The 14607-nt window shown below is 45.8% G+C and carries 15 protein-coding genes; 1 reads left to right on the top strand and 14 read right to left on the bottom strand.

The features are described from left to right. Positions 1–9: 9 nt before the first annotated feature. The 4 genes from BK127_RS05250 to BK127_RS05235 all read right to left on the bottom strand — a co-directional run bounded on the left by BK127_RS05250 (position 10) and on the right by BK127_RS05235 (position 3812). A complete protein-coding gene (locus BK127_RS05250; RefSeq protein ID WP_076229264.1) occupies positions 10–810 on the bottom strand; it encodes a polysaccharide deacetylase family protein in 801 nt (266 codons plus the stop codon). Between the two features lie 175 nt (positions 811–985). Beyond that, positions 986–1948 (bottom strand): thioredoxin-disulfide reductase, encoded by a 963-nt coding sequence (trxB, locus tag BK127_RS05245; protein ID WP_076228967.1) that lies wholly within the window; start codon positions 1946–1948, stop codon positions 986–988. A 224-nt stretch (positions 1949–2172) separates the two neighbouring features. Next, positions 2173–2868: an SDR family oxidoreductase gene (locus BK127_RS05240; RefSeq protein WP_076228966.1), complete on the bottom strand. Its 696-nt coding sequence runs from the start codon at positions 2866–2868 to the stop codon at positions 2173–2175. Between the two features lie 134 nt (positions 2869–3002). Next, positions 3003–3812 (bottom strand): phytanoyl-CoA dioxygenase family protein, encoded by an 810-nt coding sequence (locus tag BK127_RS05235; protein WP_076228965.1) that lies wholly within the window; start codon positions 3810–3812, stop codon positions 3003–3005. Between the two features lie 220 nt (positions 3813–4032). Here BK127_RS05235 and BK127_RS05230 point away from each other — a divergent pair, with 220 nt between their 5' ends. Then, entirely contained in the window at positions 4033–4845 is an 813-nt protein-coding gene (locus tag BK127_RS05230) for a helix-turn-helix domain-containing protein (RefSeq protein WP_256711178.1), read from the top strand. Here the strand turns inward: BK127_RS05230 and BK127_RS05225 are convergent. From BK127_RS05225 to rpe, 10 genes are all read right to left on the bottom strand, one after another. After that, complete coding sequence (locus tag BK127_RS05225) at positions 4842–5546, bottom strand: MgtC/SapB family protein (RefSeq protein ID WP_083689115.1); 705 nt, start codon at positions 5544–5546, stop codon at positions 4842–4844. The genes BK127_RS05230 and BK127_RS05225 overlap by 4 nt on opposite strands. A gap of 98 nt (positions 5547–5644) precedes the next feature. Then, positions 5645–6688 (bottom strand): galactitol-1-phosphate 5-dehydrogenase, encoded by a 1044-nt coding sequence (locus BK127_RS05220; protein WP_076228962.1) that lies wholly within the window; start codon positions 6686–6688, stop codon positions 5645–5647. Positions 6689–6711: 23 nt separating this feature from the next. Then, complete coding sequence (locus tag BK127_RS05215; protein ID WP_076229263.1) at positions 6712–7479, bottom strand: glycerophosphodiester phosphodiesterase family protein; 768 nt, start codon at positions 7477–7479, stop codon at positions 6712–6714. Between the two features lie 128 nt (positions 7480–7607). Further along, positions 7608–8924, bottom strand: coding sequence for an ABC transporter substrate-binding protein (locus BK127_RS05210; RefSeq protein WP_076228961.1), 1317 nt, complete (start codon positions 8922–8924; stop codon positions 7608–7610). 49 nt (positions 8925–8973) lie between these two features. Continuing rightward, positions 8974–9804, bottom strand: coding sequence for a carbohydrate ABC transporter permease (locus BK127_RS05205; RefSeq protein ID WP_076228960.1), 831 nt, complete (start codon positions 9802–9804; stop codon positions 8974–8976). A 24-nt stretch (positions 9805–9828) separates the two neighbouring features. Further along, positions 9829–10707 (bottom strand): carbohydrate ABC transporter permease, encoded by an 879-nt coding sequence (locus tag BK127_RS05200; RefSeq protein ID WP_076228959.1) that lies wholly within the window; start codon positions 10705–10707, stop codon positions 9829–9831. A 4-nt stretch (positions 10708–10711) separates the two neighbouring features. Then, positions 10712–11752 carry an ABC transporter ATP-binding protein gene (locus BK127_RS05195; RefSeq protein WP_076228958.1) on the bottom strand — a complete coding sequence of 347 codons (1041 nt, stop codon included), beginning with the start codon at positions 11750–11752 and terminating at the stop codon, positions 10712–10714. Between the two features lie 37 nt (positions 11753–11789). Further along, positions 11790–12857: an NAD(P)-dependent alcohol dehydrogenase gene (locus BK127_RS05190; RefSeq protein ID WP_076229262.1), complete on the bottom strand. Its 1068-nt coding sequence runs from the start codon at positions 12855–12857 to the stop codon at positions 11790–11792. 20 nt (positions 12858–12877) lie between these two features. Further along, on the bottom strand, positions 12878–13822 hold the full coding sequence (rbsK, locus tag BK127_RS05185; protein ID WP_083689073.1) for a ribokinase: 945 nt from the start codon (positions 13820–13822) through the stop codon (positions 12878–12880). 32 nt (positions 13823–13854) lie between these two features. Continuing rightward, positions 13855–14511, bottom strand: coding sequence for a ribulose-phosphate 3-epimerase (rpe, locus tag BK127_RS05180; protein WP_256711202.1), 657 nt, complete (start codon positions 14509–14511; stop codon positions 13855–13857). Between the last annotated feature and the right edge of the window lie 96 nt (positions 14512–14607).

Raw genomic sequence — 14607 nt, 5'->3', positions numbered from 1 at the left:
TGCTATTGGTTACGCCAGCTTCACAGTCGCTCCGGCTGCAATCTCTACCGACTCACCATCTACACCAACCCATACGGATAATGCCGTTGGATTATGTACAATCGTGCCCGATACCGAAAAGCGAAGCTGCCTTGACGCTATCATGTAAGCTACAATCTCCGCATTCGTTGCATACCAGATGTCCGGCTGATTTCCGATGAGCTGACCGAACTGCTCCATCCTTTCCCAGTTATTATCATTCTCGAATTCATAGCTGTGACCCCACACATACAGTAGAGACTGCCTTGAATATTTGGGCTGATGCGCGAGAAACTTCTCACCATACTCCAACATCGACTTGTGATGGCACGTCGGCGACCAGAGCAACCAATTATCCGGCATCATAAATTCGCCATGACTCTGAACCGTGCGCGCATATTCAATGCCTAATGAAGGAAGCATAGTAACAACCTGATCACTCCAGGTGCCAAACGGGTATGACATGCCCCGAACCGGATAACCTACCAGCTCTTCGAGCGCCTGACGGTCTTCTACAAGCTCCATTACGATTCGCTCCGGTGGAATCAGCTCCAGATGCGGATGATTCACGGTATGAGCCGATACTTCATGCCCTGCAAACAGCGCTGCCGTTTCTTCCGCTGTAATGTACGAGTCCTGACCGAGCTTGCCCGAATTCAAATGAAACGTTCCTTTGAGGCCATGGCGGTTCATAATGTCCACCAGCCTGCGATCATGGATTCGCCCATCATCATAGCTTAACGTGACCGCCTTCATTGTGCCGCCTGGAAAGCGGTCGAAACGAACTTTCATCATAACATCCCTCTTCACTTGTGGTATCGAATAGCTGAATGATCATGTCTATCCTACCTTATCAATTCAGGGATGACAATATGAGACGAATGGTTTATATGTAAACGTGGAAGGGACCCAACGAAATTTCCCAGTAAAAAAAAGAGAGGCTTATGCCCCTCTTCTTATGAAATGATTAGCGAACAGCTGTTTGCAAATGCTCACTCTCGGCAGCTTCCAGGAAACGTTCGCAATCCAGTGCCGCCATGCAGCCGGTTCCTGCCGCGCTGATCGCTTGGCGATAACGATGATCCTGAACGTCGCCGCAGGCGAATACGCCAGGAATATTCGTTTCAGTTGTACCTGGATTAACCAGCAGGTAGCCTTGCTCATCGGTTTGCAGCTGATTATCTAAAAATTTGGTGTTAGGCGTATGACCAATCGCGATAAAGATGCCATCTGTTTCAATAACCTCTTCTTCATTCGTGCTATTGTTCTTAACTTTTAAGCCGGTAACACCACGATCATTAGTAAGAACTTCAAGCGGAGTTTTGTTCAAGCCCCAGCTGATTTTCGGATTTTGGCGTGCTCGGTCCTGCATAATTTTGGATGCACGAAGCTCACTGCGGCGATTGACCACCACTACCTCGGATGCAAAGCGAGTTAAAAAGTTGGCTTCTTCCATAGCCGAATCACCGCCGCCGACTACGATAATCTTTTTGTTGCGGAAAAAGAATCCGTCACAAGTTGCGCAGGTGCTTACACCGCGGCCAACATTTTCTCTTTCACCCTCAATGCCCAAATATTTGGCTGAAGCGCCTGTGGAGACGATGATCGTCTCTGCTACAATATCTTCCCGACCTTCAATGGAAATGCGAAATGGGCGGTTGGAAAAATCAATTTTGTTAACCCAGCCTGTCTGAAACTCAGCACCGAATCGTTCCGCTTGCTTACGCATATTGTCCATCAACTCGGGTCCCATGATCCCTTCGGGAAACCCGGGGAAATTCTCGACCTCTGTTGTCGTGGTTAGTTGACCACCCGGCTCTGGACCTTCAATAATCAATGGCTCCAGATTGGCTCTGGCCAAATAAATAGCTGCTGTTAGTCCTGCTGGACCTGTTCCTATAATGACTGATTTATATACGGATGTACTCATGGTAAGCTCCCCTTTATTTTACGATTATGTTTGGTTTGGGTTGTTCTTCGATATGTCTATATTACCAGAATCCAAATCCTGCCTCATGAAGGTATCGTGAAATTCGCATGAAGATCCGATGAAATACAGAGCAAGATGAAGATGGCCTTTTTAAAATATCGAAAAAAGCACCCGCTTTCCCTTATTAAAGGAGTTAACGGATGCTTGTGATATATTGGATAAAATTAGCTTAATACGTAGCCGCCATCAGGGAACAGCGTGCTTCCAGTCGTATATCGGTTCGTCATCAAGTAAATAACAGCATGTGCGACTTCTTCAACACTCCCTACCCGCTTCAGCAGGCACATCCCTTGGTAAGCCTCGTACGCTTCTGTCCGTTCTTTCTCAGTTCGGATCGTGCCTGGAGAAACGACGTTGACCCGAACAGGAGCCAGCTCAATAGCCAACGCTTTGCCCAGACTCTCGATGGCTCCATTACAAGCGGCATAAGAGGCTGCGCCAGATATAGGTCTTTGGCTCGCCGCTCCCGACATCAGCACGATAGAACCATTCTGTGAAATATGGGGAACTGCATATTTGGCAGCAAAATATTGCGGCCAAAACTTAGCTTTGAAGCAGCTTTCGGCTACATCCTTACTGGCTGTTATAGGCCCGAGCACGTAAGAAGCTCCTGGTGTAAACAGATGATCAAACTGCCCAATCTCCTGAAAAAATGCCTTAATCGAATCTTCACTCTGATTATCCATTTGCCGGATCTCCAGTAATTCACTATCTATGGTTGCTTGAGCTTTCTCCAGTTTGTCCAAGGAGCGCCCTGCGATGATTACACGAGCTCCTTGTAGAACCGCCTCCCGAGCTGTGGCTAATCCAATACCCGTGCTTCCACCTATAATCACTACACGTTGATTTTCAAGATTCATGCTGGCATCTCCTTCTATTCCTCATATGAGCGCATTGCGCTATCTCTGTACATTCCAATATAACAAAAATAGATTACGCTTCATATAGAAGGCAAACCAAATGAGAAGGCCACCATTTGGGCATCGGCACAACGTTAATGGGGGTATACATTTTGGTGCTCGATGCCGCACGGTCCCCCATCGGGATTGGCCTCCAGTTCCACCGTCGTACCGTTCTGCCGGAACAAAGGGTGGTAGTGGCTGCTTATGCTGGTTGCCGACTGATTCGCATAATGGCAGATAAAAGCTCTGCGGAAGCGATCCTTCGTTTTGTTCCGGTATGAGCCATGAATCAGATTTCCATTGAAAAACAGCACATCGCCTCTGTCCATAAGCACTGGAATGGCTTTCTGATCCTTGGGCGGCTTCACATAATGAGTTGTGAACGATTCGTTCTCGTCGGCCAGATCCGGACACACAATCTCGTGCTGGTTCGTCTTCGGTACAATCAGCAGGCCACCATTATCCTCATCCGCTGCATCAATGGCGGTCCAGGCCGCAATACAGTTTCCGGGATCGACTTTTAAATAAAAGTTATCCTGATGCAAAGCCTGCCCACGCGATCCAGGTGGCTTATAATAAAACATGCTCTGAGCGGCGAGCGGCTCCTCCTCATACAAATCGGTCAGAACCTCAAGTACCGGCTGATGCAGCATATATTTTTTGGCTGTCTCGTTAAAACGGTGAGGGTGCATGACCCGTGGATATCGTTTCAGTGGGTCTGTTGTATCCTCATTCAGATCGGGTTCAAAAAAACCGGAAATCGTTTGATAGCTGATCTCTTCAAAGGTGCTGTCGATCTCTGCCAGCTGGTTCGGCCCAAATAATCCTTTTACGACGAGATACCCTTCCGTTTCAAAATGATGCTTCTGCTCCTGTGTTAATCTGTGCAATTGTAAGTCCATTGCCTTGCCTCCTGTAAGCTGTATTTGTATAAGCTTATCGTAAGCGAATTACACTCCAGCGAACAGTAACAATGATGCTATATATTCATATAATCCTGCTATATAAGTAGCGCAATGATTGGATTTGTTATATGCTGTTAATCAGAAAGTAGTCCTCTATCCTAAGTCAAACTGTTTCTATATCTCAATCGAAAGCTGGGTATCCATGGAATCTGGACCAATGAGCAAATATAAAAGCTATACCTACGATACGGTTATCGCCGGACATTTTCAGGAAACCGAAACCTACTTCATCAACAGGCCGAATGGCAGGAATGATTGGTTAATCACATTCACGCTGGAGGGTGAAGGCTATTTTAAAGTCCCGGGACATGAGTTAAACTGCCAATTCGGAGATGTGACCTTGCTCAAGCCGGGTATCCCTCATCAATACGGCACAAGACGCGGATATACATGGCAATTTGTATGGGCCCACTTTCCCTCCAGTCTTATTGAAACGAGCCTGCTGCCCAACGATAATTTGATTATGCAATCCATAGAAAATGAGTCAGCCCGACAACGCATCCGCCATGCCTTCACCAGAGTGATTTCGGATTCCAGAGAGCGCGGGGAATATTGGAATGAATTGTGCTGCAATGCACTTCGTGAGATTATTATGCTGCTGGCTCAAAAGAAAAGCCACGTTATGGATGCCAGGATCGAAGAAACGCTCTCTCTGCTTTCTCAGCGGATGAGGGAGCACATTCGAATAGATGACTTGGCCCATGCGGTAGGGTTATCAGCTTCACGATTGTCCCACCTCTTCAAAACAATTACAGGACAAAGCATTGTCGATACATTGAACAGAATGCGTGTTCAGCAGGCTGCGCTATTGTTTGAGCATACCGAACGCAGCGCCTCCCAGATTTGCTTCGATGTCGGGTTTCAGAACTACAACCATTTTACGAATCAATTTCGCAAATGGTATGGCGTCAATCCGAGTTCATTTATGAAGCACAAACGATCAGCATCTTCACTGCTTGGGGACAACTAATTTGCATGCTCTGCTGCTTGTCCAAGCGGATTCATTAAGCTGCGGCCAGATTCCATATAGAGAATAAAGTCATAGGAATTAATTTGATCAACGGCCAAGAGCAGCTTGGACTGCTCCTGCACCTTCAGGTTGAAAATAAATTGAATGGTAGGTCTCCCCTCCGAATCGCTGGTCTCCTTATCCGAGATCATTTTGACATTGATAATTTGAATACCGTGCTCTCCGAATTTAGACGCTATGTGACCAAGAACCCCAGGGCAATCCAACGCCCTAATGGACACTTCACTGCTTCTTCGATTTCTAAGCAGATGCTTCTCCCATTTGTTTAACAGGAAGAGGCTGACCAATACCATTAACGTGGCATAAAAAGCTGCGTACAGGAAGCCAGCTCCCACACACAATCCGATTGCAGCAACTACCCAAACGGAAGCAGCCGTCGTCAGACCGCTAATGACTGGGCCATTACGAAGAATGGCGCCTGCTCCCAAAAAGCCGACTCCACTAATAACCTGAGCAGCAAGACGGGCAGGATCCATTCTTACATTGGCTTCGTTCACAAATTGGCTGAATCCATAGATCGACAGAAGCATAATCGTAGCCGCACCCAGACAAACCAAGATGTGGGTACGGAAGCCCGCAGCATGGTTATTCCATTCCCGCTCCATGCCAACCAGCCCTCCCAAGACAGCGGCAAGGACCATTCGGAGAAGCAGCTCCCCGTGTGAGATGTACCATATTTGTGAAATGTTGTTCACGAATTGCACTTCCTTTTATATGACCGGAATTTATTAATAAATCCTTATTGATGAATATACATCACTTTAACGGAAAACTCGCTGCGATCCCGTATCATCTGCAAGGCATCACCAATTCTTTCTATGGGCACACGATGCGTTATTAAAGGATCCAGCCGAAGCTTTCCGGAAGCAATAAAGGTCAGCACCAGTTGCCACTCGTTAACCGGCAAATTCGCATAATACGAGTTCCAGGTACCGATAAGGGTAAGATTATTACGAAGTATTTCCCAGTAGCCCTTCTGCGTCAGCTTCATATCACCAGCTGGATTGCCCATAAGTATAACTTTGCCGAAGGGACGTGTCGTATGCATCGCATTCTCAAAGGAAATCGTGCTGCCTGCGCCCTCGATCGTTACGTCTGCACCTCGCCCGTTCGTTTGTTCATGTACCCAGGCTACTGTGTCAGTCACGGCAGCGTTACACGTATTCGTAATGCCAAGCCCTTGCGCGAATGCCAGCTTCGCTTCATCGATATCGACGAGCAGTATACGGCCTGCACCCCAAATCTGAGCCCACAGGGCGAGCATCATACCAATCGGGCCCGCTCCATAAATGAGCACCGTATCACCAATGTCCACACTGGCTTGTCGGAGCGCATGCAAGGCTACGGCAGCTGGCTCAACCATTGCCGCTTCTTCATAGGACACACCTTCGGGCATTAACAGCAGGTTCCATAAGGGTACTGTGATATATTCGGCAAAAGCCCCATCGCATCGCGAGCCCATATAATTGTAATTGTCGCATAACGCAAACTGTCCAATCTCGCATGCGCTGCAGCTCCGGCAGGGCATTAATGGAAACACCGCGGCACCGCGGCCGACTAGCGACTCATCCCCACCTTCGCCTACTTCTACGATCTCACCGGAAAATTCATGTCCAGGTATCGTCGGAAACGAGTAAGTTCCCTTCGAGTAGACTCGGGGAATATCGGAGCCGCAAATGCCGCACGCACGCACCTTCAGAAGAACCTCCCCTGAACCCGCATGCGGTTTCGTTCTGTTTTCTAACCGAATGTCTCCGATAGCGTACAAAGGCCAAGCTTTCATCTTCATCTTTCCTTTCTGACTTGCTATCGAATGCCACCCATTTGCTGGCGAACATGCATAGCTGCTTGTGGATCGTTGCAGGTTAGCAAAGTAACACCGCATCCCAGCGCATAATAAACCTGTTGCTCATTATCCGTACTCCAGCACCCGACAAGAAGACCCATTTGCTGAAACTCTTTAACTAATGCAGGAGTTAACAATTTTAAACTGATACCTATTGACCACATTTTAGAGTAGGTACCGTCTTTGCCTGTAACAAAGTTTGACATAAGCTCTTCAGGAAAGCCTTGTGTTTTCAATTCGTACGTATCGTAGATATAAGTAATGATCTCTGCATCAAAACAAGTAAATATACAACGAGATAAACATCCATATTTTTCCAACATACAGATAGCTAGATCGGCAATTTCCTTGGCATGACTGCTTGGTTTAATTTCTACATTTAGCAGAGTATCGGGATATGAGGCCAACAACTGGCACAACTCTTCAAAGGTTGGTATCTTGAGCCCTTCAAATGGTTTACCGAACCATCCTCCAGCATCCAGTTGTTGAAGCTCCGCCATCGTATAGTCACTCACTTTGCCCGAGCCATTGGTTGTGCGATCCAGTGTTTCATCGTGGATAACCATGATGACCTTATCCTTGGAGAAACGCAGATCAAACTCAAGCACATCTACCCCCATCTCCAGTGACTTCTGGAAAGCAAGAAGTGTGTTCTCTGGATAGGAGGATTTGTATCCTCGATGTCCGACAATTTGAATTGACGAATTATTTTCCAGACGTTCTAACATATAGGCTGCATCCCTCTCTTGAATAATCATCCTCATGTAGCAAAGAAAGCAGAAAACCGAATGTGGATTCCAACATCGGTCTGTCTGCTTTCCTGAAAGGCCTTGTGGGTTTTACATAACTGGGCTTACTATTTCATCAGTTTTTCGGCTGAATTTTTGAATGTAGTCAATGTGGTCTGAATATCCTTGTTGTCATACATGATCGCCTGCATAGCCGAGCGGAACTCTTGTACCACCGGTGTCCAAGCCAAATGCTTATTCGTGTCCGTTGCATATTGAAGCTGATCGTAAGCGACCTTTCGGTTCGGTTCTTTTGCATACAGCTCTTTAATTTCTTTGGACTCTACCATTTTCTTCGTGAAAGGCAGGTAACCGGTATCGATTACAAACTGCTGTCCACCCTTAGGATCCGTCATCAACCAGTTTATAAATTCCCAAGCAGCCGCTTTGCTTTTGGATGAGGCCAGCATGGTAACGTTTGCTCCCCCGGTTGGTGTGGCAAACACATCATTTTTGGGCAGGAAGGCGGTCACATAATCGAATTTCACATTTTGCGCAAACCCTCCAATACTTCCCGTTGACTGCAGCAGCAATCCGACTTTACCTTCCATAAACATCTGGTTGGCGATATTACCGGAATCCTGAGTCGGTGGATAAAACAAGGCTCCCGTGTTCTGAAGGTCCTTCAGGTAACTGAACACTTTAAGCCCTACTCCGTTATCATAAAACCCGATCGAGGTACCCTGTTCATTAAAAAATCTTCCTTTGGACTGGGTCATCATCGCAATGAGATACCAATCATCAAACGGCATGGATAGCCCTTGACGTTTGTAAGCCCCATTTTCTTTAATGACTAGCGCATTGGCTACCGTTTTCATTTCGTCCCAGGTTGTCGGCACCTTGAGCCCTTTCTCATCCAGCATCGTCTTGTTAACATGCATGATCGGAGTGGAACGGTTTAATGGCAGTGTTACCAACTTTTTATTGAAAGTAGAATGGCCCATAAGACCGGGAACAAAATCATCAACGCTTAATCCGGATTTCTTTAAATACGGTGTAAGGTCTTCCAAAACGTCTGCATCTGCAAACAACTGTACAAAAGAACGCTCCAGCATGCTTACATCAGGTGCCGTATTCGCTGCAGCTGCCTGCTGAAGCTTGGTAACTACTTCTTCATAACCTCCCTGGAAAGTCCCAACAACCTCGATATCGGGATGGGATTCATTAAAACGTTTAATGAGTGCATCTGTATATTCACCGTTTTTCCCTCCCATGGAATGCCAATATTGAATCGTGGTCTTGCCGGTCTTGGCCGGTGCTGCTGTTGGTGCTGCAGCGGTTCCAGCAGCTCCACCCGTATCCGTTGCTTGAGGTGATGAGCTGCAGCCTGCAAGTGCACCAAGCAGCATGGTTGATGCCATAATCATTGACATATTCTTTTTCATTTTTTTCTTCCTCCCTTTTTTTAACTATTATTCGGAAGAGATTACACGATTACTTAATCCCTGAATAAACAAATGCCTTGACAATCTGTTTGGAACAAATCAGGTAAACGAGCAGAATAGGGACCACCAGGACAACGTTACCTGCCATAATAATATGCCAGTTACTAATCCCTTCCGTTTCTCGCAGCATGGCGATTCCGAGCGTCAACGGACGAACCGGGGACGAATCCGTCATCACGAGCGGCCAGAAATAATCATTCCAATGACTCACAAAGCTGAACAGTGCAATCGTTGCCAATGCTGGCATGGACATCGGTGTCATAATTTTCCAAATAATCTTGAGCTCACTGGCATTGTCCAACTTGGCCGATTCAATAATTTCTTCTGGAATCTGCATAAAATATTGGCGTAAAAGGAAAATGCCAAATGCGTTGGACATGAATGGAATAATTTGCGGCAATAAGGTTTTGATCATTCCCCAATCAGCCAGCATCAGATAGACCGGGATAAAGGTGACTTGACCAGGAATCATGAAGGCCAGGAGTACCATAGCAAACAAAAATTGTTTTCCTGGAAAAGAATATTTGGCAAAAGCATAGGCAGCCGGGATCATCACAGCAAATTGCAATACAATGACGGAAAGCGTCACAACGATCGAGTTTTTGGCATAGGTCATGAAAGGACCCGAACTCATGGCAGTCACAAAATTATTCCACTGAGGTACTGCCGGAATCATGGTAGGAGGTATCGTCAAGGTTTCCTGAAAGGTCTGCAGCGACGTGGAGATCATCCACAAAAATGGAAAAACAAAAATCATAAGAACTGCTATTTTAAGTACTGTACTTAATGTCGTCCATAGGTGCTTGAGTTCAAATGGCATGAAGGGTCGAACTCCCTTTCTCTTTTATTGATAATGAACCTTTTTAGAAAGCAAACTGAAGTAGATAAACGTAAGAATTCCAATAATAGCCATCAAAACAACACCCGTTGCCGAGGAGAAGCCAATATTCGTCGTTCTAAATCCATAAATGTAATAAACCAATGTACTGGTTGCGTTGTTAGGGCCTCCACCTGTCATGATTCGGACCGTATCAAACACCTTAAAGGAACCAATCGTCATAATGATTAAGATGAAAAACAGCTGCGGTGAAATTAAGGGTAACGTTATTTTGTAAAACACCTTAAACTTTTTCGCATTATCCAATTCGGCTGCTTCATAGATGCTTGGCGGTATGCTTTGGAGAGCAGCTACTATAATCAAGGTATAATAACCTACGCTGTGCCAAACAGATACAATAATTACGGATATCAATGCCGTTTTAGAGCTCTGCAACCATTGAGAGGGCGGTAGACCCAGAGCCTTTAAAACAAAGTTGAGAAAACCCAGGTTAGGCTCCATAAGCCACAGCCACACGAGTGCAATAGACACAATAGAGATGATATGCGGCGTGAATAATCCAGCTTGCACAATACTGTTAAACTTGCTGCTTTTGCTAAGCCATAATGCAATAAGCAGAGATATAACCATCGTCAACACAACAGCGCCAACAGTGTAAACAACCGTATTCCCCAGCGATTTGTAAAAATCTTCACGCATGAAAACCTCTTTGTAATTGTCTAATCCGATGAAAGTGCTTTTGGCTTTATTCATCAGGTTATATTTAAAAAGACTTAAATAAATCAAATAAAGCATCGGGTAAATGACGAAGGTGAAAATGCCTATCATGGCGGGTAACACCATGAGATAAGAACGGATCCACTTCCATAATAATTTTTTATCCATACGATCAACCTCTCAATGCTTCTATGTATTCATGGAAGCGCCCATCTTCCTCGCCAATACGGTTTCCATCTGCCCCAAAGAAAAATATTTTGTTGGCTGCGACTTCCAAATATACCTCTTGGTCCACGGTGAAATGATCCTCAATGCATTTAATCATGTAAGAGCTGTTTTTGTATTTTACTTGATAGACCGTTTCAGATCCGAGCATTTCCCTTGTGGCAATGACTCCACGGATGGAAAAGTGCTGTCCCCCAGGTTCTTTAGATAAAACAGCGCTTTCCGGGCGAAAGCCGAACCTGATGTCTTCTACACCCAAGTCGTCAATATTCATGGGCGGAACTCCGATGAACTCCGCAGCAAACCTGTTGCTCGGCTTGCGATACATAATATCCGGTGGTGCTTCCTGTTGAATAAGTCCTTTATTCATCAAGACGATCGTATCGGCCATAGACATCGCTTCTACCTGATCATGAGTCACATACACAAAAGTAGTGCCAAGCTTCTTATGCAGCTCAATGAGTTCAATGCGCATCTGCACCCTGAGTTTGGCGTCCAGATTGGACAACGGCTCATCCATCAGGAACACGGATGGCTCCTTGACCATAGCCCGGGCCAGCGCGACACGCTGACGTTGACCGCCAGATAATGTAGACGGCTTGCGATCCAGATATTCGGACAACCCCACCGTAGCGCTGATCGATTCCACCAAACGAGTCCGCTCTTCTTTGGGCACCTTGTTATTTTTCAAGCCGAATTCAATGTTCTCCCTCACCGACATCGTAGGGTAGATCGCATAGTTTTGGAACACCATGGCTACTCCTCTTTGACCAGGTGCAATCTTCGTTACATCCTTGCCATTAATAAGCACCGATCCGGATGTCTGGGGGTCAATTCCGGCAATCATTCTTAGAAGTGTCGTTTTCCCGCAGCCAGACGGACCTACCAGAACGGTAAATTTGCCATCTTCAATTTTCAAGTCCAGGTCTTTAATAACATCGTGCTTATCAAATGATTTCGTAACCTTCACAAATTCTATAGATGCCAATTGGACCCCTCCTCATAGTAGTAAAATTTTCAAAGTATTACTTTTCTACGTTATCGTTGTCAGGATAAATCATAACCTTAATACTTGTATCCTTGTGGATTCTTGCTACATCGATAGCCTCCTGAATATCACTAAGAGCAAACTTGTGGGTAATGGACTGACGCAGGTCAATATCACTATTCTTGAGCGCTTGTATAGCTGCCGGGTACGTGTTGGCATACCGGAACACACCATACACATCTAATTCTGAATCAATTAACAGGTTCATATCCATAGGAATTTGATCCACTGTCGGCAAGCCAATATATACAATGCGCCCCCCGCGATTAACCAATCGGATCGTATCCGAGATCGCTTGGCTATTGCCTGACGATTCGATGATGACATCGATGCCATCCCCCCCAGTGAGTAGGGAAAGCTGCTCAGAGATGTTGTCCTGCAATGGATTGATTACAGCTGTTGCACCAAGCTTAAGTGCCATTTCGCGTCGGAACGGCACAACGTCGGACGCAATGATCTCGGTAACACCGAACAGTTTCGCTGCTTGAATGGCCAGTAAGCCAATTGGACCTAATCCGAGTATCAGCATACGGTCGGATGGGCCCACCTTCCCCCTTCTCATCGCATGAAAGCCAACAGATAGCGGTTCCAAAAGAGCTCCTTCTTCATAACTCATGTCCTCTGGCAGCTTGAACAAAAAATCACTTCGAATGGCAACGTATTCAGACCAAGCCCCGTCCACAGGAGGTGTAGCCATGAAAACAACATCTGGACATAGATTGTACCGCCCTGACTTGCAAAAATTGCAGCGGCCGCACGTAACGCACGGTTCAACAGCTACCCGATCACCTACAGTGACATTGGTCACCTGATCACCGACCTGAATAACTTCACCTGCAAGCTCATGACCTAAAACAATCGGGCTATCCACGACATATCTTCCAATTTTTCCATGCTCATAATAATGAATATCTGAGCCACAAACACCAATGCAATGAACCTTTATTAATGCATCATTCGGACCTGGAACAGGTCTTTGTACGGTTTGAACCGCTATGGATAACGGTTTTTCCAAAACTGCGGCTCTCATCATCGCTTCACTCATATTCATGTTCCTACTCCTTCTTACGAATGACTCAGGTAATGTCTCAGATTTCTTGAAGCGCAAAATTCATTGACTTCGTCCATCGTTGGAATACCGTCCTGAGCGTCTAATTTCGTTACCTTTAAAGCGCTTACAATCGTTGCAAACCTCGCAGCGCTGCCCAAGGCTTCACCGTCAGCAATCGCACAAGCCAACGCACCTGCAAACGCATCTCCCGCTGCCACGGTATCAACGGGATGAACCTTGATGGCCTCCACATACTCCCACAGCCCTTTTGTATATACAAGAGATCCCAGCTCAGCCATTTTGATAATGGATCTTGTCACGCCTGCCCTTTGTTCCAAAAACCTTGCCGCTGCAAGCGCGGATTGGATGTCTATCACATCAATACCTGTTATAAATTTGGCTTCCTGTCGATTTGGAATAAGGATATCGGCAAATTTCAAAACATTCAAATGAATACCCTCTGCAGGTGCAGGATCCAAAATAACGGTCACCCCGTACTCGCGGGCTTTAGCCATTGCATAAATCGCAGTTTCTTCAGGAATTTCCAATTGTACAAGCAGCACCTTGCTCTTTTTAATCAGTTCACTGCAGCTCTCAACGTCTCCAGCATCTAACTCCCCATTGGCGCCTCTTACAACAAGCATTGTATTCTCTGCGGACTCATCAACGGTTACGAGCACTGTCCCGGTACGCCTGGATACAGACCTTTTGATAAAGCTTACATTTACATGGTTTCCGTGCATAGTTTCAATCAAGCGGTCACCGAACGGGTCTCTTCCAACGCACCCTACGATTACGGCCTCTTTCCCCAATTTGGCGCAGGCCGTTGCTTGATTGGCTCCTTTTCCACCAGGAGAAAACCGGATTTCATTCCCGAATATCGTGTCTCCGTGACAAGGATAATGATCGGTTAGAGCTACAATATCCATATTGATGCTTCCCACTACAGTAATCGTCACCTCACACTTCCTTTCCCTATAGATCTGAACGGCTATTTATGGCAATACTCCCTCAAATCGGCGACCGCTTGCTCCAATCTCACACCCCGCATGAATAAACTTGATGTTCCGCATACGAGCATGTCAGCTCCCTTTTCCATAACCTGCGGAATCGCAGCTAAGCTGATATTTCCATCAACCTGAATCGATATATCCATATTGGAGGCATTAATTTTTTGTCTCAAATCGGCTATTTTTCCAAGCGTACTTGGAATAAATTTCTGGCCTGCAAATCCCGGATTAACGGTCATTAAACAAACATAATCTACAGTATCCATCACATAATCCAATATACAGAGGGGAGTTGATGGGTTAAGGGCTATACCCGCTTGGAGATTTCGATCGCGAATGGATTGAAGCACTCTTTGCAAATGGATTTTGGACTCTGCATGGACTGAGATCATATTGGCCCCCGCATCTGCAAACATGTCTATAAATCGTTCCGGTTCTTCAACCATCAGATGCACATCAAACGGTTTGCTTGTATGCGGACGCAGTGTCTTCAGCATATCGGGTCCCATGCTAAAATTAGGAACAAAGCTTCCATCCATAATATCAAAATGAAAAAAATCAACATTCCCTTGGTTCAAAATTTGCACAGATTCTATTAAACGACCCAAATCTGCACACATTAATGAGGGTCCTATCATTGCCATCGTCCACACCCCATTTTGTCTGTTTCAAAGCACGTAACTATTCATTCCAACAATTTATTCTTCGAAATCAACTCAATAGGAAGATTATAT

This window comes from Paenibacillus sp. FSL H7-0331 (assembly GCF_001956045.1).
The sequence above is the reverse complement of the archived record's forward strand: the minus strand, read 5'-3'. Positions and strand labels throughout refer to the sequence as shown.

Coding starts and splice junctions, on each gene's coding strand:
- BK127_RS05250 (WP_076229264.1), bottom strand. CDS start 810: ATGAAAGTTCGTTTCGACCGCTTTCCAGGCGGCACAATGAAGGCGGTC.
- trxB (WP_076228967.1), bottom strand. CDS start 1,948: ATGAGTACATCCGTATATAAATCAGTCATTATAGGAACAGGTCCAGCA.
- BK127_RS05240 (WP_076228966.1), bottom strand. CDS start 2,868: ATGAATCTTGAAAATCAACGTGTAGTGATTATAGGTGGAAGCACGGGT.
- BK127_RS05235 (WP_076228965.1), bottom strand. CDS start 3,812: ATGGACTTACAATTGCACAGATTAACACAGGAGCAGAAGCATCATTTT.
- BK127_RS05230 (WP_256711178.1), top strand. CDS start 4,033: ATGAGCAAATATAAAAGCTATACCTACGATACGGTTATCGCCGGACAT.
- BK127_RS05225 (WP_083689115.1), bottom strand. CDS start 5,546: ATGGTCCTTGCCGCTGTCTTGGGAGGGCTGGTTGGCATGGAGCGGGAA.
- BK127_RS05220 (WP_076228962.1), bottom strand. CDS start 6,688: ATGAAAGCTTGGCCTTTGTACGCTATCGGAGACATTCGGTTAGAAAAC.
- BK127_RS05215 (WP_076229263.1), bottom strand. CDS start 7,479: ATGTTAGAACGTCTGGAAAATAATTCGTCAATTCAAATTGTCGGACAT.
- BK127_RS05210 (WP_076228961.1), bottom strand. CDS start 8,924: ATGAAAAAGAATATGTCAATGATTATGGCATCAACCATGCTGCTTGGT.
- BK127_RS05205 (WP_076228960.1), bottom strand. CDS start 9,804: ATGCCATTTGAACTCAAGCACCTATGGACGACATTAAGTACAGTACTT.
- BK127_RS05200 (WP_076228959.1), bottom strand. CDS start 10,707: ATGGATAAAAAATTATTATGGAAGTGGATCCGTTCTTATCTCATGGTG.
- BK127_RS05190 (WP_076229262.1), bottom strand. CDS start 12,857: ATGAGTGAAGCGATGATGAGAGCCGCAGTTTTGGAAAAACCGTTATCC.
- rpe (WP_256711202.1), bottom strand. CDS start 14,511: ATGATAGGACCCTCATTAATGTGTGCAGATTTGGGTCGTTTAATAGAA.